Raw genomic sequence first — 16,690 nt, 5'->3', positions numbered from 1 at the left:
ATGGCTCTCTCTCTTCAACAACAAGCCAAGCGTCGCGCAGAACGCAACCGTCGTCGCCTCAAGGCAGTCGCCAACGGCCGTCTGCGTCTGTCGGTCTACCGTTCGGACAAGAACATCTCGGCACAGATCATCGACGACTCGAAGGGCATCACTGTCGCTTCGGCTTCGTCGCTGGAAGGTGGCAAGGGTTCGAAGGGCTCGGACGTCGCAGCCGCTGCCAAGATTGGCAAGCTGATCGCCGAACGTGCTATCGAAAAGGGCGTCACCGACGTCGTTTTCGACCGCGGTGGCTACATCTATCACGGCCGGGTCAAGGCGCTGGCGGAAGCCGCGCGCGAAGCCGGTCTGAACTTCTAAGGGAACGACAGACATGGCTCGTGAACCCCAACGCGGCGGCGGCGATCGTAATCGTCGCGACCGCAACGCTCCGGCAGTAGACGCTGCTGAAAGCGACATCATCGAGAAGCTGGTACACATCAACCGTGTTGCCGCGACCGTTAAGGGTGGACGTCGTTTCTCGTTCGCTGCCCTGATGGTTGTCGGTGACGGCAAGGGTCGTGTGGGCTTCGGTCATGGCAAGGCACGCGAAGTGCCGGAAGCCATCCGCAAGGCGACCGAAGAAGCCAAGAAGACGATGATCCGCGTTCCGCTGCGCGAAAACCGCACCCTGCACCACGACGGCAACGGCCGCTGGGGCGCTGGCAAGATCATGATGCGCGCTGCCCCTCCAGGCACCGGCGTCATCGCAGGTGGTCCGATGCGTGCCGTCCTCGAAACCCTCGGCGTTCAAGACGTCGTTGGTAAGTCGACCGGTTCGTCGAACCCCTACAACATGATCCGTGCAACGTTTGAGGCCCTCAAGGTCCAATCGTCGCCGCGTCAGGTTGCTGCCAAGCGCGGTAAGAAGGTCGCGGACCTGATGGGCCGCCGCAACGATGGTGCTTCGGCACCGGAAACTGTGGAGGGCTAATCAATGGCCAAGACCCAATCCAAGACCGTGACCGTTCGTCAGGTCGGCAGCCCGATCCGCCGCAAGGCTGATCAGCGCGCCACCCTGATCGGTCTGGGCCTGAACCAAATCGGCCGTGAAGTCACCCTGGAAGATACCCCGGCTATCCGTGGTATGATCGCCAAGGTTGGCCACATGGTTGAAGTGGTCGAAGGCTAAAAAAGCTGAAGCGCCCTCCTCGGAAACGGGGAGGGCGTTTTGCTTTTAAAGATTGCATCTTGCGATGCAGGGCTGGGTCGCTTAATAGCGGCCCTTCGTTTTTTAAAACGCCGAGTCAGTCGAAATGCGTCCCGCATCCAGACTGGCGCTAGCACCCGAAAGGATCAGGCACATGAAACTGAATGAAATCCGCGACAACGAAGGCGCTCGTAAGTCCCGTCTGCGCGTTGGCCGTGGCCCGGGTTCGGGCAAGGGCAAGACCGCTGGCCGTGGTGTCAAGGGTCAGAAGTCGCGTTCGGGCGTCGCCATTGGCGGCTTCGAAGGCGGCCAAATGCCGCTGTACATGCGTATGCCGAAGCGCGGCTTCAACAATGCCAACGCTCTGAAGCTGGCTGAAGTCAACCTGTGGCGTATCCAAGAAGCCATCGACGCCGGCAAGCTGGACGCAAAGGCTGAAATCAACGGTGCCGCTCTGGTCGCCGCTGGCGTGATCCGTCGCGAAAAAGACGGCGTTCGCGTTCTGGGCGAAGGCGAACTGAAGTCCAAGCTGAACCTGGTCGTCTGGTCGGCAACCTCGGGTGCCATCAAGGCCATCGAAGCGGCTGGCGGTAAGGTCGAGCAACAGCGCATCGCCGCTGAAGCCAAGGCTGCTGCCCGCGTCGAGAAGCGCAATGCCGAAAAGGGCAAGGCTCCGGCTCCGAAGGCTCCGAAGGGCGACGAGAACAAGATCTCGGCCCGCGCCAAGCGCACGGCTGCCAAGGCCTAAGACTGCTTCGTCATCCCGAATACCCCCAGTTTAGTGTGGGTATGCCGGGATCTTCCGGACAGGGATGACGATTTTTCGAAAGCGGCTCTCGCATGAGGGCCGCTTTCACCTTATCTGACGACATTAATAGTCGTGGGGAAAGCTTATGGCTTCGGCCGCTGAACAACTCGCCGCCAATATGAACATGGGCTCGTTCGCCAAGGCGACCGAGCTCCACAAGCGCCTGCTGTTCACGCTGGGCGCCCTGCTGGTTTATCGCCTCGGTACCTTCGTGCCGATTCCGGGCATCAACTCCGATGCCTTCCTCCAGTTCTTCCAGAACCCAGACGGCCAGCGCGGCATCCTGGACATGTTCAACATGTTCTCGGGTGGTGCCGTGGAGCGTATGGCTGTGTTCGCGCTGAACGTGATGCCGTACATCTCGGCTTCGATCATCGTGCAGCTGATGGGCGCGGTGTATCCGCCGTGGGAAAAGCTGAAGAAAGAGGGTGGCGAAGCCGGCCGCAAGCAGCTGAACCAATACACCCGCTATCTGACGGTCGTTCTGGCTGTCGCCCAGTCCTTCGGTATCGCCGTCGGTCTGAACGCCTCGCAGGGTCTGGTGGACTCGCCTGGTCTGTTCTTCATCGCGACCACGGTTGTCACCCTGACGGGCGGCACCATGTTCCTGATGTGGCTGGGTGAGCAGGTCACGGCCCGCGGTGTTGGTAACGGTATCTCGCTGATCATCTTCGCCGGTATTGTGGCTGTCCTGCCGGGCACCATCGCGCGCCTGCTGGGTCTGGCCCAACAGGGCCAAATGTCGGCCTTCATGCTACTGGGTCTGGCCATTCTGGCTGTGGCCACCGTGGTCTTCATCGTTTTCATGGAACGCGCCCAGCGCCGTCTGCTGATCCAGTATCCGAAGCGCCAGGAAGGTAACCGCGTCACCGGTGGCGAACGTTCGTTCCTGCCGCTGAAGGTGAACACCGCCGGTGTGATCCCGGCGATCTTCGCCTCGTCGCTGCTGATGCTCCCGACGACCGTGGCCCAGTTCACCGCAACGGCGAACCTGCCGGAGTGGGCCGCTTGGCTTCCGGCTGTGACGGCTCAGCTGACGCACGGCAAGCCGGTGTTCATTATCCTGTACGCCGCGCTGATCATCTTCTTCTGCTTCTTCTACACCTCGATCACCTTCAACCCTGAAGACACGGCCGAGAACCTGCGCAAATACGGCGGCTTCCTGCCGGGTATCCGTCCGGGCAAGCGCACGGCAGAGTATCTGGACTATGTCCTGACCCGTCTGACGGTTATCGGTGCCGGCTACATCACCCTCGTGTGTTTGATGCCGGAGTTCATGGTCGCGGGCATGGGTAACGCCATGTACTTCGGCGGTACGTCTCTGCTGATTGTGGTGTCGGTGACGATGGACACGGTTTCGCAGATCCAGTCCCACCTGCTGGCTCACCAGTACGAGGGTCTGATCAAGAAGGCGAAGCTGCGCGGCCGTGGCGGTCGTGGCGGTACGCCGGTCGTTCGTCGCTAACCGGTCTGCGTAAACTTGGGGAACACCAGTCGCATGAACATCATCCTTTTCGGACCGCCCGCCGCAGGCAAAGGCACCCAGGCCAAGCGTCTGGTTGAAGGCCGCGGCATGGTTCAGCTTTCGACCGGCGACATGCTGCGTGCAGCCATTGCCTCCGGTTCGGAACTGGGCCTGAAGGTGAAAGATGTGCTGGCGCGCGGCGATCTGGTGACCGACGAAATCGTCATCGCCCTGATCGAAGAACGCCTGCCGGAAGCCGAAGCTGCGGGCGGGGCCATCTTTGATGGCTTCCCGCGCAATGTGGCGCAGGCCGAGGCGCTGGACGCCATGCTCGCCAAGCGTGGTGCCCAGATCGATCGCGTCATTCGTCTGAAAGTGGATGATGCGGCTCTGACCCAGCGCATCACCAAGCGCTTTGAGGATCAGGGTCGTCCGGACGACAACCCCGAGACCTTCAAGGATCGTCTCGCTGTCTATAACGGCCAGACCGCTCCGCTGCTTCCCTACTATGAAGCACAGGGCAAGCTGGTCGAAGTGGATGGCATGGGCGACATCGAGTCGGTGGCCAAGGCCATCGATGAGGCGATGGCCTAAACCATCCGATCTCATGATCTGACAAGAGGGTCGGCTTCTACGGAAGCCGGCCCTTTTTGCTGGGCTGCACCTTATGGCCCGTTGTGCGTTAGATCAGCCTATGGCGTTGACGGATCACAGAACGGCAGGCCCGAAGGCCAATCGAGGGCGCAAGCTGGCCACCTATGGGGTGGTGGCGGTGGCCCATGCGGGTTTGCTGCTGGCGTTGGGCCATATGGATGGCGACAGCGCAGGCGTGACCTTAGCCGATCCGATGATTGTCGAACTGGTCCGGCCTGACCCGCCGCCGCCGCCACCGCCCTTGGATGTTCGTCCGACGCCTGAGCGGGGAGGGGGCGCACCCAAGGCCCCCTCGCTTGTCAGACCTGTGCCGCAACCCGTGCCCCAGCCGGAGGTGGTCGCGCCGCCGACGCCCGCGCGAGAGCAGCCACCGCTCGTTATAGGCCGCTCGGATGAACAGGGCCCGACACCGGGTCTTGGCCAAGGCGGCGAAGGGCAGGGGACCGGTCGCGGTATCGGCGACGGTGACGGCGATGGCCGCGGGCAGGGACCTCGACTGGTGCGCGGACCCACACAGGCAGAGTTACGCGCTGTGCATCCCCGAGAGGCGTTTCGCCGCCGTCAGGGCGGTCGTGCCACGCTCAGCTGCCAGATTCGGCTGGATACGCGCCTAGAGGCTTGCCGCGTGGTCTCCGAGTCGCCCCAAGGGCTGGGATTCGGCGAGGCCGCGTTGCTGGCCTCGCGCTACTTCCGCTTCGAGCCGCCGGTCAGAGGCGGGCAAAGGGTGGCTGGCGCATCGGTTCAGGTAGGTGTAGAGTGGCCCTAAGGTCGAGGTTTTTGGGCAGTAACCGCTTATTAACTTCACCTTGTTTCCTCGCGCCGGTTGACGACGCGGGAATCCCCTGTATAAGGACAGCCTTCCGCGAAGGGCGCACACGTTCCAGGTTTGTTAACCGGAACGGTTTTTGCGTCTGACTAACGCGTACTTGGAGAATTTCGTGGCCCGTATCGCTGGCGTCAACATTCCGACCAACAAGCGCGTGGTAATCGCGCTTCAGTACATCCATGGCATCGGCGCATTCAACGCCCAAGAGATCATCACGAAGGTCGGCATCGAGCCGGAACGTCGTGTTAATCAACTGACCGACGCCGAGATCTTGCAGATCCGTGAGGCTATTGACCGCGACTACACCGTTGAAGGTGACCTGCGTCGTGAGACCTCGATGAACATCAAGCGCCTGATGGACCTGGCCTGCTACCGCGGCCTGCGTCACCGTAAGGGCCTGCCGGTTCGTGGTCAGCGCACCCATACCAACGCTCGTACCCGCAAGGGTCCGGCCAAGCCGATCGCTGGCAAGAAGAAGTAAGAGAGAGGCCTGACCGATGGCTAAGGAACCGGGTCGCGTAAAGCGCCGCGAACGTAAGAACATCACCTCGGGCGTTGCCCACGTGAACGCTTCTTTCAACAACACCATGATCACGATCACCGATGCCCAAGGCAACGCGATCTCGTGGTCGTCGGCTGGTCACATGGGCTTCAAGGGTTCGCGTAAGTCGACCCCGTATGCCGCCCAGATGGCTGCTGAAGACGCCGGCAAGAAGGCTGCTGAGCACGGCGTGAAGACGCTGGAAGTCAACGTTTCGGGTCCGGGTTCGGGCCGTGAATCGGCTCTGCGCGCTCTGCAAGCTGTGGGCATGACCATCACGACCATTCGTGACGTGACGCCGATGCCGCACAACGGTTGCCGTCCGCCCAAGCGTCGTCGCGTTTAATCGCCGCCTGACACTTTTCTTCTGCTGACCCCTTTCGACCTGCGTGCACACAGGTGGGGTCAGCGAAACCCGTTCGAGGGACACTAATGATCGAAAGAAACTGGCAAGAGCTGATCCGTCCCGAGAAGCCCCAGGTCGAGGCCGGCTCTGACCCGCAGCGCAAAGCGCGTCTGGTCGCCGAACCCCTCGAGCGCGGCTTCGGTGTGACGCTCGGTAACGCGCTTCGCCGCGTTCTGCTGTCCTCGCTTCAGGGCGCAGCAGTCACCGCCATTCAAATCGACGGCGTCGTCCACGAGTTTTCTTCGCTGGAAGGCGTGCGTGAGGACGTTGTCGACATCGTCCTGAACATCAAGCAACTGGCTCTTCGCATGCATGCGGAAGGCCCGAAGCGTATGACCCTGCGCGCCACCGGTCCCGGTGTTGTGACGGCTGGTCAGATCGACGTCCCGGCTGATATCGAGGTCCTGAATCCGGATCACGTCATCTGCACCCTGGACGACGGCGCATCGATCCGCATGGAACTGACCGTCCAGAACGGCAAGGGCTATGTGGCTGCTGAGTTCAACCGTCCGGAAGACGCCCCGATCGGCCTGATCGCGGTTGACGCCCTGTACTCGCCGGTGAAGCGCGTCGCCTATCGCGTCGAGCCGACCCGTCAAGGCCAGTCGCTGGACTATGACAAGCTGATCCTCGAGATCGAGACCAACGGTGCGGTTTCGCCGGTTGACGCCGCTGCTTTCGCAGCACGCATCCTGCAAGACCAGCTCCAGATCTTCATCACCTTCGAAGAGCCGACCAAGGCTGTCGAGCAGTCGGACGGTAAGCCCGACCTGCCGTTCAACCCGGCCCTGCTGAAGAAGGTGGACGAACTGGAACTGTCGGTCCGCTCGGCGAACTGCCTGAAGAACGACAACATCGTCTACATCGGCGACCTGATCCAGAAGACCGAGGGCGAAATGCTTCGCACCCCGAACTTCGGCCGCAAGTCGCTGAACGAGATTAAGGAAGTTCTGGCGACCATGGGCCTGAGCCTCGGCATGGATGTGCCGAACTGGCCGCCGGAAAACATCGAAGACCTGGCCAAGAAGTTCGACGACCAGATCTGATCATCAACCCCTCCGCCCAGGTCCTCGTTGGATCGGTTGGGGCGGTTAGAATGAGAGGCCCTAGGTCCTGGTCCACAAAGATCGGACAGGAAACCAGGGTTGAGTAGGAGAGACCCCGATGCGCCACGGCGCCGCCTATCGTAAGCTCGGCCGTACGGTCAGCCACCGCCAGGCCATGTTCGCCAACATGGCTGCCTCGCTGATCAAGCACGAGCAAATCACCACCACCCTGCCGAAGGCGAAGGAACTGCGTCCTTTCGTCGAGAAGCTGGTGACCCTCGCCAAGAAGGGCGACCTGCACGCTCGTCGTCAGGCTATCAGCGCCGTTCGTGATGTGCCGCAAGTCGGCAAGCTGTTCGACACTCTGGCTGCCCGCTATGCGGACCGCCAAGGTGGCTACATCCGCATCATGAAGGCCGGTTACCGTCACGGCGACAACGCTCCGATGGCTGTCATCGAGTTCGTTGATCGCGACGTTTCGGCCAAGGGCAAGGACTCCGGTCCGGTCGTCCAGATCGAAGGCGACGAAGCCTAAGCTTCGTTTCCACAAAGCATCTGCTTTCGAAGAAGGCGGTCGGTTTATCCGGCCGCCTTTTTTTGTGCTTGAACGGCTGAGCTAGGCCGCAGATATAGCGGCGCATGAGCCAGTACCGCGTAGCCGATTATCGCCCTGAACACGCCGCCGCATGGCGCAGCCTGAACGAGGGCTGGATCCTTGAATGCGGCTTTGCGCTGGAGCCCAAGGACCACAAGGTGCTTGGCGACGCCCAAGGGCAGGTGCTGGATGCGGGCGGGCACATCTTCATCATCGAGGACGGGGCAGGCGATTATGTCGGCTGCTGCGCCCTGATGAAGATGGATGACGGCGGCTTTGAACTGGCCAAAATGGCCGTGCGGCCCGACGCGCGCGGCAAGGGCTTGTCCAAACTGTTGATGCAGGCCTGTGTGGAGCGCGCCAAGGCTTTGAAGGGCACGCGGCTTTACCTTGAGACCAACTCCGGTCTCGCACCGGCCTTGCGCCTTTATGAGCAGTTCGGCTTTGTCTATCTGCCTCAGCGGGACACGCCCTATGCGCGGGCGGATGTGTTCATGGAACTGAGGCTGTAGGGGCTATTCCTTCGACAGGTCCTGATTGTCGAACACATAGAGGGCCAGTGCCAAGGGAGCCGCAGTCCACAGCACGATACCTAGCAGGGATTTGACCACCACCAGCCCCTGTACCTTGGCCCCCATAATCGCCGACTGTAGGTGTTCGAAACCCACGGCAGGGAAAGCCAGCAGGGTTGACCAGTCAGTCGGCGTCCAGCCGAAGAAGCCGGTCATGCGCTGGAGCATGAACAGCCCTACGCCGATGGCCAAGGGCACCAGCAGGCTGGCGGCCACGGAGCGTGTGACAACCGCTGTGGCCAGAGCTAGCAGGGCGAACTGACACACCCGCCACCATGCCAGCCCGATCAGCCCCAGACTGGCGATGAAATGGTCGCCCTTGAAGCCGATGGCGATGCGCGTGCGGTCCAATGTGGCATTGATGATCTGGCCCATGGCCTCGCCCAGCAGCACGCACAGAAGCGGCACCAACGCCACGGCAGCCATGGCGAGGGCCTTACCCAAAATCTGGTTCTGGCGGCTGTTGCGCGGGCGGATCAGACGCCACGTCTCCCATCGATAATCGCTGGCAAACAGGGCTGCGGCGGCGATCAGGAAGAAGGCGATCAGACCGGGGTCGGCAAGGCTGGCAGTTTTGTCGACCAGTTTATCGCCCAGCACCATGACCTTGGGCGCAGCATCGAAACCGGGCACCAGCGCCTCTCGTGCCTGAACAATCTTGCCGCCCAGATAGTGCCGCCAGAAGACGCCAACGACAAAGCCGCTGAGCGGAATGAAGAACAGCCCCCAGAATATGGCGGTGCCGTTATGCCAGAACCGCCACAGCTCGGCGCGAATGGCATCAATCAGCATGAGGGGCCTCGCGGGTGACAGTTTCAGTCGGGGGCAGGGGAGGCTCCGCGCCGGCGGTCTGGCTCATAAACACGGCCTCGAGGTCGGCACCGATCCAGCGGGCCTCCATGACGGCAATATCCTGCGACACCAGATGGGCGATCAGGGCCGGTGTGTCCTGACGGCGGATGTTGATGTTGATGGCATCGCCCACAATCGTGCCAGACTCACCGACAATCTCGGCCACGCGCTGTAGCGGCGAGGCGGCCAGACGCAGATATTCGGTCTCTGCCGTCAGTTCCGAAACCAACCCCTCGGCGGCCAGTTTGCCGCGATTGAAGATGGCCACGCGGTCGCAGATTTTCTGCACTTCCAGCAGTTGGTGGCTGGCGATGACCACGGTCACGCCGTCATCGTCGGCCAGACTGCGGATCAGGGCGCGCATGTCCTGAATGCCGTTCGGGTCCATGCCGCTGGTGGGTTCGTCGAGAATCACGACCTCGGGGCCGGTCATCAGGGCAGCGGCAACGCCGAGGCGTTGCAACATGCCGACCGAAAAGCCGCGCACCTTGCGATCTGCCGCTTCGGTCAGGCCCACGCGTTCCAGCCATGGATCGATGGCCGCGGTCTGGCCCATTCCGTGGGCCAGCGCCAGCCATTGCAGCGATTCACGCGCCGTCATGTAAGGCGGATAGCGCGGCGTCTCGATCATGGAGCCCATGCGCCGCAGGGTTTCGGGTGTGCGTACCGGAAATCCCAGCACCTCGGCGCGCCCTTCGCTGGGTTCGATCAGGCCCAGCAGAATGCGGAAAAGAGTGGATTTACCCGCGCCGTTCGGACCAAGAATGCCGTAGACGCCACCTTGCGGGATCTCGAGCGACAGCCCATCCAGAGCCCGCACATTGCCAAAGGTTTTGGTCAGTCGCTCTATGGCGATAACGGCGTTCATATGGGCAGAGTGTATTCCTGCATCTAAATGCGCAAGCCTGTCTTTCACCTGTCACGGAAACAGCCTAGCTGTGCCTGCCATTACCAGTTTTCAGTCTTGGGGAGAGAAGATCCGATGATGTCTTCTGCTTTGCGCCGTCTTCTGATCACATCGGCCATGGGGGCCAGTCTGGCCCTTGGGGCCTGTGCGACGGGGCCGGTCGAGACCGCGCCGGACGTGCAAGCGGCGGCGGTCGCACAGCCGAATGTCATTCTGATCTCCATCGATGGCTTCCGTCCGGATTATCTGGACCGTGGCCTGACCCCCAACCTGTCCAGACTGGCCACCGAGGGCGCGTGGGGGCCGATGAAGCCGTCCTTCCCGACGGTGACCTTCCCCAACCACTATACGCTGGTGACGGGCCTGCATCCGGACCGCCATGGCATCGTCGGCAACAATATCCGCGACGCCGAACTGGGCAGCTTCTCGCTGGGCAGCAAGGCCGCTGTGACGGACCGCCGCTGGTGGGACGATGGGGAGCCGATCTGGGTGACGGCAGAGAATGCGGGCATCAAGACCGGCACCATGTTCTGGCCGGGCTCGGAAGCTGCTGTGCGCGGCGTGCGTCCGTCGCACTGGGTGCCGTTTGACCAGTCCATGCGGGGTAATGCCCGCGTCGATACGCTTATGTCGTGGTTTGACCTGCCGCAGGAGCAGCGCCCGCGTCTGGGCACGCTGTATTTCGATCTGGTCGATACCATGGGCCACCATCACGGCCCGAACTCCGATCAGGTGCATGACGCCATCCGCCAGACCGATGCCTCCATCGGATATCTGATGGCGCAGCTGGCGGCTCGCGGTCTGGACAGCAACACCATCGTCATCGTGGTGTCGGACCACGGTATGGCCGAGACCTCGCCAGAGCGCGTGAGCTATCTGGACGATACGATGGACGTGTCGGCCTTGAGCATCGTCTATTCGGGTCCGGTCGCTTTTATCAACGCCGTGGAAGGTCGCGAGGGCGAGGCGGCAGCGGGCCTGTTGAAGCCGCATGACAAGATGGAATGCTGGCGCAAGGCCGAGGTGCCAGCGCGCTTTGCACTGGGCACCCACCGCCGTGTGACGGACTTTGTCTGTCTGGCTGCGCCGAACTGGCTGATCGGCACGCGCGCTCGCGCGGTGACCCGTCCGGGTGGGGCGCACGGCTATGACAACGCGCTGGCCGATATGCAGGCCGTGTTCATTGCCCATGGTCCGGGTGTGGCCCGGAATCGCCGTCTTGAAAATCTGGACAGCGTCGACGTACAGCCGCTGCTGGGTCGCCTGCTGGGGATCGAAGTGCCCAAGGGCGACGGCAATCCGGACGACACCCTGCCGGTGATGCAGCGCTAAGGTGCGGGCGACACGGTGAAAATAATGAACGGGCGGCTCTGAACGGTGCCGCCCGTTTTGCGTTTCTTGGGCAGGCAGATCTGACTAACGGCTTGAAATGCCGTGTGGCATGTCCAAATCAACCCCCATAGCTTTGCTTGGCTATGGACGGGGTTGTGCCTTGATCCTGTCCAAAAGCCGGTGCCGAGTAGCGCTGTGTTCTAAGGGCAGATTTGGAAATTAACGGGAAACGATGAAAGCCACACATCTTGCCATCGCCGCGACGCTGCTGTTGGCGGCCTGCGGTCAGCCCCAGCCCACCAAGGCGCAGGAAGGCGTCTTCAATGAAGCCCAACCGCGTATCGCGCCCACCGATGCTGGCGCGCTGAAGACCAGCTTTGCGCCGGTTGTCCGCATTGCCGCGCCTGCTGTGGTGAACATCGCCGCGCGCGGAGTACAGCAGGGACGCGACCCGTTCTGGGGTATTCCGACGGCCCGCCAGACCGGCTCTATCGGTTCGGGCGTGATCGTGCGCCCCGATGGCATTGTGGTTACCAACGCCCACGTGGTGAAGGGCATGCGCGAGATCCGCGTCACCCTGAACGACCGCCGCGAATTTCCTGCCCGCGTGCTGTTGGCCGATGAGCGCAGCGATATTGCCGTCCTTCAGTTGGAAGACGTATCGGGCGAGTTGCCGGTCATCCGCATTGACGACCAGGAAGAACAACAGGTCGGCGATCTGGTGCTGGCGATCGGTAACCCGTTCGGCGTGGGCCAGACCGTGACCAACGGCATTATCTCGGCCCTGAACCGCACTGACACCGGCATTTCGGATGCGGGCTCCTTCATCCAGACCGACGCTCCGATCAACCCCGGTAACTCGGGCGGGGCGCTGGTGGACATGGATGGCGAGCTGATCGGCATCAACACCGCCATCTTCAGCCGCAGCGGCGGTGCCTCGGGCGTCGGCTTTGCTGTGCCAGCGGCCATGGTGAAACGCGTGCTGGACTCAGCGGTCGGCGGCCAGACGCAGGTCGTGCGCCCGTGGCTGGGCGTGAAGGGGGATCCGGTTACCGCCGACATGGCGCGCAGCCTGGGACTGGAGCGTCCGCAAGGCATTCTGATCACCGACATCTATGACGGCGGGCCGGCAGCCCGTGCCGGTCTACAGGTGGGTGACGTGATCACCACCATCGACGGTGCCGAGATCAATGACCAAGGCGGTCTGAACTATCGCATCGGCACCCGCGCGCCGAACGACACCGTCAGTGTCGGGGTATTGCGCGACGGTCGCGCCCAGACGTTGAATGCCCGCGTTACCACCCTGCCGGGCGATGCCGAGGTGGGCCGTGGCGAGACCGTGGGGCAGGGCGCTCTGGCCGGTGTGTCGGGCTTTGCGCTGAACCCCGCGCGTGCGGACCGTATGGGTGGCGATCCGTTCCTGCGCGGCATCTTCATCACGGGTATCCAGCGCGGCAGCATCGCCCACCGCATCGGTCTGCGTCCCAATGATGTGATCCAGTCGATTGACGGTCGCGCTGTGACCTCGGTCGAGGCACTGGGCCGTGCCGCACGCGGCTCGGAGCTGGTGATCCTGCGCGGTGGCCGCGCCCTGAACGGTCGCATACCTTAACCACTGGCCCTAACTAGGTGAAATCGGATGCCGGACGGCTTATGGATGGGTCATGAGTGATCTGTTCGAAGCCGCCGGCATCCATCCGCCTGACGCCCCTCTGGCCGACCGTCTGCGCCCGACCACCTTGGATGAAGTGGTGGGGCAGGACCATCTGCTGGGCGAAGGCGGGCCGATCCGTCGCATGACGGCGGCAGGGCGTCTGGGCTCCATGATCCTGTGGGGACCGCCCGGTACCGGAAAGACCACCATCGCCCGCTTGCTCGCCAAGGCGGCGGGCTATGAATATATGCAGATCAGCGCCGTGTTCTCGGGCGTGGCCGATCTGAAGAAGGCGTTTGAACAGGCCAAGGCCATTCGCGCGTCTGGCCGTTCGGTCCTGTTATTCGTCGACGAAATCCATCGCTTCAACCGCGCCCAGCAGGACGGTTTCCTGCCCTTCGTCGAGGCGGGGATCGTGACGCTGGTCGGGGCGACGACCGAGAACCCCAGCTTTGAACTGAACGGCGCCTTGCTGTCGCGGTCGCAGGTCTATGTGCTGAAGCGCTTGGACGATGCGGCGATGGAAAAGCTGCTGGTCCGCGCCGAAGAGCATATGGGTCAACCGCTACCCCTGCTGCCCGAAGTGCGCGAGGCCCTGTTCACCATGGCCGATGGTGACGGCCGCTATCTGCTGACCATGGTGGAGGTGCTGTTCAATCTGGCCGAGGGGGAACAGCTGGATGTGCAAGGCATGGCCGCCATCCTGCAAAAGCGCGCCCCTGCCTACGACAAGAACCGCGAAGAGCACTACAACCTGATTTCGGCCCTGCATAAGTCGGTGCGGGGGTCGGACGTGGATGCGGCGCTGTACTGGTTCGCACGGATGTTGCACGGGGGTGAGGACCCGCTGTTTATCGCCCGTCGCTTAGTGCGTATGGCGGTGGAAGACATCGGCGAGGCCGATCCGCTGTCCATCCTCGTCGCCAATGCCGCCAAGGATACCTATGACTTCCTTGGTAGCCCCGAGGGGGAGCTGGCACTGGCGCAGTGCGTGGTGCATCTGACCACCGCGCCCAAGTCCGTCGGCGTCTATCAAGCCTATAAGGCTGCGCGTAAGGCGGCTGCCGAGACAGGCTCGCTGATCCCGCCCGCCCATATCCGTAACGCCCCGACCAAGCTGATGAAGGAACTGGGCTACGGCAAGGGTTACAACTACGACCCAGATACGCCCGAGGGCTTTTCCGGCGACAACTTCTTCCCTGACGGCATGCCGCGCCAGAGCTTCTATCGACCGAAAGGCGAGGGGCATGAGGAAAAGGTCAAAATGCGCATGGAACGCTGGGCCCAGATGCGGTCCCGCATTCAGGCACAGAAGGCCGGTTCTGCCGAAGAAGATGACGACTTCGGTAGGCAGTAGACAAAACTCGCCAAGATTTAGCTTGCTAGATTTCTCAACCGGAGTGAGATCGCCATAGCTTTCAATCTTGGGAGGGACTGATGGCGAATATTCTCAAACGGCAGTCCACGCCGTGGCATCTATGGCTTGTCGGTGTTCTGGCACTGCTGTGGAACGGTTTCGGTGCGTTCGATTTTACAATGACTTTCACGCGCGGTGCCGAATATCTGCGCAGCGTGGGCATGAACGAGGCCACAGTCCAGTATCTGGGCACCATGCCGAGCTGGCTTTATGCGCCATGGGCCTTGGGGGTATGGGCGGGTGTTCTAGGTTCTCTGGGTTTGCTTGCGCGAAAGCGCTGGTCCGTCTGGGCCTATGTGCTGTCTTTGCTGGGAGCCGTCGGCAGTAACATCGTCACCTTGGCAATCTTTCCGCCTCCGTCCGAGGCTGTGCCCCAGGGCGTTGGGGCCTATATGCCCTATGTGATCATCGGCATTGCGGTGTTTTTGCTTCTCTATGCCTATTGGATGAAGCGACGCACGGTCCTGTTATAGCGGCCATTGCATACCGAAAACAGCGAGCGGATCTGGCTGAAGGTTGCGGGCGAGGGCCTGCGCAAGCGGCTGTCGCGCATGGCGCGGCTAAGCCGCATTGCCAAACGGCTTGCGACTGCCCTAAGTGAGGCGGCAACTTATGGCGGGGAACTAAACCTATGAACGGTCACGCAAAAGCACCTTGGCACCTGTGGGCCGTGGGGGCCGCTACCCTGTTGTGGAACGGCTTTGGTGCCTTCCAATGGTATCGGCAGGTCACCCGCAGCGACAGCTATTGGGGCAATCTGACCATGGAGCAGGTGCAGTTCATCATTGCCCAGCCCATGTGGGTAGAGGTGGCCTTTGGCGTGGGTGTGTGGACCGGCGTGTTGGGGGCGCTGATGCTGCTGCTGCGTCGTCGGCTGGCCCTTAATGCCTTCGTCGCCAGCCTGATCGCCATTCTGGTCAACATCTTGTTCATGCAGGTGCTGAGCAATGCTCGCGCCGTGTTCGGCAATGGCACCCTGATTGCGGCGATTGCGGTGATCGCAGTGGCGGCGGCATCTATTGTTTACGCCCACTTCGCCCGTAAACGCGGCATTATCCGCTGAGCCAATCGACCGGAGCGGGCGGCTGGGCTAAGAGCGCGCCATGAGTAAGCGCCAGCCCCTAGACCTGTCCCCCGAAGAAGTCGCCTATATGCGGTCGCTCGTCCTGTTTCAGGACTCGCACGTGATGGTGGTGAACAAGCCATCGGGCCTGTCCAGTCAGGGCGGCCGCATTCAGGCCCACACGCTGGATGATCTGCTGTGGGCGTTCAAACGCTCGAACGGCAAGCGTCCGGAACTGGTGCATCGCCTGGACCGCGATACCTCGGGCGTGATCCTGATCGCCAAGACCAAACCTGCGGCCAGCTTCCTGGGCAAGGCCATGCAGGACCGTAAATTCCAGAAAACCTATCGCGCCATTATCTCGGCTGCGCCCGAGCCGCGTCAGGGAACAATCGAAGCCGCCCTGCGCCGCGAGGAAATCGGCCGCGAGGCCTATATGCGCGTGGTGGCCGATGACGCAGAGGGCGCACAGGCCTCCCAGAGCCGCTATCGCACGCTGGCCGCCAATGAAGAGGGCGCGGTGGTGGAGCTGGAGCCGCTGACGGGGCGTATGCATCAGCTTCGCGTTCACATGGCCCACGTGGGTCGTCCGCTGGTGGGCGATGTGCGCTATGGCGGGGCATTGACCTTTGCCGGCCGTGGTGCGCCGCGCCTGATGCTGCATGCCGCAAAGCTGACCTTCCCGCATCCCGAAGGAGGCCGCACGACGGTTGAGGCACCCGAGCCGGAAGACTTTGCGGCGCTGCGGGCGGCGGCGGGGCTTTAAGTCCCTTCATCAACCGTTCAGGCTGTCGGCGGAACAATGTCCACCCCTTAACCGCTGAACGCTGTACATCCCTACGGAGAGGCTGCCATGACCATTCTGTCCCGTAAGAAAGCTATCACCGTCACGATGCTGGCAGCGTCGGCGCTGGCGCTGACGGCCTGTGCCAGCCTTGCACCTTATGGGCCGCAGATGGGTGCGCGCGGACAGGGCTATGCCGAGCAGCAGATCGAGACCAACCGTTTCCGCGTGTCCTACAACGGTGTTGGCGCGGCAGGGCCGGTGGCCGACCGCGCGCTATATCGCGCGGCGCAGCTGACGGCAGAGCGTGGCTATGACTGGTTCGAGGTGACCCAGCGCTGGATCGACGGCCGTCCTGACAGTGCCGGTGGCGTACGCCGGAACGTTTCCATTGGCGCGGGCGGTGGTCGTTACGGCGGCTGGTCGACCTCGGGCGTGGGTGTCGGTGTTGGCCTCAACCTTAGCGGACCCTCGGCCACCTCCACCACGCTGGAAATCGTCATGGGGCGTGGCGAGAAGCCGAACCGTGCAGAGGTCTATGACGCGCGCGGCGTGATCGAATCCATCGGCCATCGCCTCTAA

Annotated in this window: 20 protein-coding genes and 1 pseudogene; 19 read left to right on the top strand and 2 right to left on the bottom strand. The window is 62.3% G+C overall.

Going from position 1 to position 16,690, the window contains the following annotated elements; translation table 11 throughout:
* The 12 genes and pseudogenes from rplR to B3B04_RS12675 all read left to right on the top strand — a co-directional run bounded on the left by rplR (nt 1) and on the right by B3B04_RS12675 (nt 8,039).
* Nucleotides 1-357: a 50S ribosomal protein L18 gene (gene rplR, locus B3B04_RS12730; protein WP_292043428.1), complete on the top strand. Its 357-nt coding sequence runs from the start codon at nt 1-3 to the stop codon at nt 355-357.
* Nucleotides 358-370: 13 nt separating this feature from the next.
* Entirely contained in the window at nt 371-970 is a 600-nt protein-coding gene (rpsE, locus tag B3B04_RS12725) for a 30S ribosomal protein S5 (protein ID WP_167178076.1), read from the top strand.
* A 3-nt stretch (nt 971-973) separates the two neighbouring features.
* The gene (gene rpmD / locus B3B04_RS12720; protein ID WP_292043425.1) at nt 974-1,168 is read left to right on the top strand and encodes a 50S ribosomal protein L30; all 195 of its coding nucleotides are present in this window, start codon (nt 974-976) and stop codon (nt 1,166-1,168) included.
* A 172-nt stretch (nt 1,169-1,340) separates the two neighbouring features.
* Nucleotides 1,341-1,802: pseudogene (gene rplO, locus B3B04_RS12715) on the top strand (50S ribosomal protein L15); the annotation flags it as partial.
* Between the two features lie 277 nt (nt 1,803-2,079).
* Complete coding sequence (gene secY / locus B3B04_RS12710) at nt 2,080-3,459, top strand: preprotein translocase subunit SecY (RefSeq protein ID WP_292043424.1); 1,380 nt, start codon at nt 2,080-2,082, stop codon at nt 3,457-3,459.
* Between the two features lie 33 nt (nt 3,460-3,492).
* Nucleotides 3,493-4,053: an adenylate kinase gene (locus tag B3B04_RS12705; protein WP_292043423.1), complete on the top strand. Its 561-nt coding sequence runs from the start codon at nt 3,493-3,495 to the stop codon at nt 4,051-4,053.
* Between the two features lie 100 nt (nt 4,054-4,153).
* Entirely contained in the window at nt 4,154-4,879 is a 726-nt protein-coding gene (locus tag B3B04_RS12700) for a TonB family protein (protein WP_292043422.1), read from the top strand.
* Between the two features lie 172 nt (nt 4,880-5,051).
* Nucleotides 5,052-5,420 (top strand): 30S ribosomal protein S13, encoded by a 369-nt coding sequence (gene rpsM, locus B3B04_RS12695; RefSeq protein ID WP_292043421.1) that lies wholly within the window; start codon nt 5,052-5,054, stop codon nt 5,418-5,420.
* Between the two features lie 16 nt (nt 5,421-5,436).
* A complete protein-coding gene (gene rpsK, locus B3B04_RS12690) occupies nt 5,437-5,826 on the top strand; it encodes a 30S ribosomal protein S11 (RefSeq protein WP_242914264.1) in 390 nt (129 codons plus the stop codon).
* A gap of 86 nt (nt 5,827-5,912) precedes the next feature.
* Nucleotides 5,913-6,932 carry a DNA-directed RNA polymerase subunit alpha gene (locus tag B3B04_RS12685; protein ID WP_242914263.1) on the top strand — a complete coding sequence of 340 codons (1,020 nt, stop codon included), beginning with the start codon at nt 5,913-5,915 and terminating at the stop codon, nt 6,930-6,932.
* Between the two features lie 118 nt (nt 6,933-7,050).
* On the top strand, nt 7,051-7,467 hold the full coding sequence (gene rplQ, locus B3B04_RS12680) for a 50S ribosomal protein L17 (RefSeq protein ID WP_292043416.1): 417 nt from the start codon (nt 7,051-7,053) through the stop codon (nt 7,465-7,467).
* Between the two features lie 104 nt (nt 7,468-7,571).
* The gene (locus B3B04_RS12675) at nt 7,572-8,039 is read left to right on the top strand and encodes a GNAT family N-acetyltransferase (RefSeq protein WP_292043415.1); all 468 of its coding nucleotides are present in this window, start codon (nt 7,572-7,574) and stop codon (nt 8,037-8,039) included.
* 3 nt (nt 8,040-8,042) lie between these two features.
* Here the strand turns inward: B3B04_RS12675 and B3B04_RS12670 are convergent, their stop codons facing one another.
* Together B3B04_RS12670 and B3B04_RS12665 are read right to left on the bottom strand one after the other, a co-directional pair.
* Entirely contained in the window at nt 8,043-8,891 is an 849-nt protein-coding gene (locus tag B3B04_RS12670) for a hypothetical protein (protein WP_292043414.1), read from the bottom strand.
* Nucleotides 8,881-9,819, bottom strand: a complete 939-nt coding sequence (locus tag B3B04_RS12665) for an ABC transporter ATP-binding protein (RefSeq protein ID WP_292043412.1) — start codon at nt 9,817-9,819, stop codon at nt 8,881-8,883. Before B3B04_RS12665 ends, B3B04_RS12670 begins: the two co-directional genes overlap by 11 nt.
* A 114-nt stretch (nt 9,820-9,933) precedes the next feature.
* Between B3B04_RS12665 and B3B04_RS12660 the strand changes: the two genes are divergently transcribed.
* From B3B04_RS12660 to B3B04_RS12630, 7 genes are all read left to right on the top strand, one after another.
* Complete coding sequence (locus B3B04_RS12660) at nt 9,934-11,190, top strand: ectonucleotide pyrophosphatase/phosphodiesterase (RefSeq protein WP_292043411.1); 1,257 nt, start codon at nt 9,934-9,936, stop codon at nt 11,188-11,190.
* A gap of 232 nt (nt 11,191-11,422) precedes the next feature.
* Nucleotides 11,423-12,802, top strand: a complete 1,380-nt coding sequence (locus B3B04_RS12655; protein ID WP_292043410.1) for a trypsin-like peptidase domain-containing protein — start codon at nt 11,423-11,425, stop codon at nt 12,800-12,802.
* A gap of 52 nt (nt 12,803-12,854) precedes the next feature.
* Nucleotides 12,855-14,201, top strand: a complete 1,347-nt coding sequence (locus B3B04_RS12650) for a replication-associated recombination protein A (protein WP_292043409.1) — start codon at nt 12,855-12,857, stop codon at nt 14,199-14,201.
* Between the two features lie 80 nt (nt 14,202-14,281).
* The gene (locus tag B3B04_RS12645) at nt 14,282-14,734 is read left to right on the top strand and encodes a hypothetical protein (protein ID WP_292043408.1); all 453 of its coding nucleotides are present in this window, start codon (nt 14,282-14,284) and stop codon (nt 14,732-14,734) included.
* Between the two features lie 158 nt (nt 14,735-14,892).
* Entirely contained in the window at nt 14,893-15,324 is a 432-nt protein-coding gene (locus B3B04_RS12640; protein ID WP_292043407.1) for a hypothetical protein, read from the top strand.
* 40 nt (nt 15,325-15,364) lie between these two features.
* Nucleotides 15,365-16,090: an RluA family pseudouridine synthase gene (locus B3B04_RS12635; protein WP_292043405.1), complete on the top strand. Its 726-nt coding sequence runs from the start codon at nt 15,365-15,367 to the stop codon at nt 16,088-16,090.
* Between the two features lie 87 nt (nt 16,091-16,177).
* The gene (locus B3B04_RS12630; protein WP_292043403.1) at nt 16,178-16,690 is read left to right on the top strand and encodes a CC0125/CC1285 family lipoprotein; all 513 of its coding nucleotides are present in this window, start codon (nt 16,178-16,180) and stop codon (nt 16,688-16,690) included.

This window comes from Brevundimonas sp. UBA5713 (assembly GCF_002419815.1).
GTDB lineage: Bacteria > Pseudomonadota > Alphaproteobacteria > Caulobacterales > Caulobacteraceae > Brevundimonas.
This window is presented reverse-complemented; position numbering and strand designations above follow the sequence as displayed.

What these genes read in the sequence shown, in the direction of transcription:
- rplR (WP_292043428.1), top strand. Translation starts at nt 1, where the DNA reads ATGGCTCTCTCTCTTCAACAACAAGCCAAGCGTCGCGCAGAACGCAAC.
- rpsE (WP_167178076.1), top strand. Translation starts at nt 371, where the DNA reads ATGGCTCGTGAACCCCAACGCGGCGGCGGCGATCGTAATCGTCGCGAC.
- rpmD (WP_292043425.1), top strand. Translation starts at nt 974, where the DNA reads ATGGCCAAGACCCAATCCAAGACCGTGACCGTTCGTCAGGTCGGCAGC.
- secY (WP_292043424.1), top strand. Translation starts at nt 2,080, where the DNA reads ATGGCTTCGGCCGCTGAACAACTCGCCGCCAATATGAACATGGGCTCG.
- B3B04_RS12705 (WP_292043423.1), top strand. Translation starts at nt 3,493, where the DNA reads ATGAACATCATCCTTTTCGGACCGCCCGCCGCAGGCAAAGGCACCCAG.
- B3B04_RS12700 (WP_292043422.1), top strand. Translation starts at nt 4,154, where the DNA reads ATGGCGTTGACGGATCACAGAACGGCAGGCCCGAAGGCCAATCGAGGG.
- rpsK (WP_242914264.1), top strand. Translation starts at nt 5,437, where the DNA reads ATGGCTAAGGAACCGGGTCGCGTAAAGCGCCGCGAACGTAAGAACATC.
- B3B04_RS12685 (WP_242914263.1), top strand. Translation starts at nt 5,913, where the DNA reads ATGATCGAAAGAAACTGGCAAGAGCTGATCCGTCCCGAGAAGCCCCAG.
- rplQ (WP_292043416.1), top strand. Translation starts at nt 7,051, where the DNA reads ATGCGCCACGGCGCCGCCTATCGTAAGCTCGGCCGTACGGTCAGCCAC.
- B3B04_RS12675 (WP_292043415.1), top strand. Translation starts at nt 7,572, where the DNA reads ATGAGCCAGTACCGCGTAGCCGATTATCGCCCTGAACACGCCGCCGCA.
- B3B04_RS12670 (WP_292043414.1), bottom strand. Translation starts at nt 8,891, where the DNA reads ATGCTGATTGATGCCATTCGCGCCGAGCTGTGGCGGTTCTGGCATAAC.
- B3B04_RS12665 (WP_292043412.1), bottom strand. Translation starts at nt 9,819, where the DNA reads ATGAACGCCGTTATCGCCATAGAGCGACTGACCAAAACCTTTGGCAAT.
- B3B04_RS12660 (WP_292043411.1), top strand. Translation starts at nt 9,934, where the DNA reads ATGATGTCTTCTGCTTTGCGCCGTCTTCTGATCACATCGGCCATGGGG.
- B3B04_RS12655 (WP_292043410.1), top strand. Translation starts at nt 11,423, where the DNA reads ATGAAAGCCACACATCTTGCCATCGCCGCGACGCTGCTGTTGGCGGCC.
- B3B04_RS12650 (WP_292043409.1), top strand. Translation starts at nt 12,855, where the DNA reads ATGAGTGATCTGTTCGAAGCCGCCGGCATCCATCCGCCTGACGCCCCT.
- B3B04_RS12645 (WP_292043408.1), top strand. Translation starts at nt 14,282, where the DNA reads ATGGCGAATATTCTCAAACGGCAGTCCACGCCGTGGCATCTATGGCTT.
- B3B04_RS12640 (WP_292043407.1), top strand. Translation starts at nt 14,893, where the DNA reads ATGAACGGTCACGCAAAAGCACCTTGGCACCTGTGGGCCGTGGGGGCC.
- B3B04_RS12635 (WP_292043405.1), top strand. Translation starts at nt 15,365, where the DNA reads ATGAGTAAGCGCCAGCCCCTAGACCTGTCCCCCGAAGAAGTCGCCTAT.
- B3B04_RS12630 (WP_292043403.1), top strand. Translation starts at nt 16,178, where the DNA reads ATGACCATTCTGTCCCGTAAGAAAGCTATCACCGTCACGATGCTGGCA.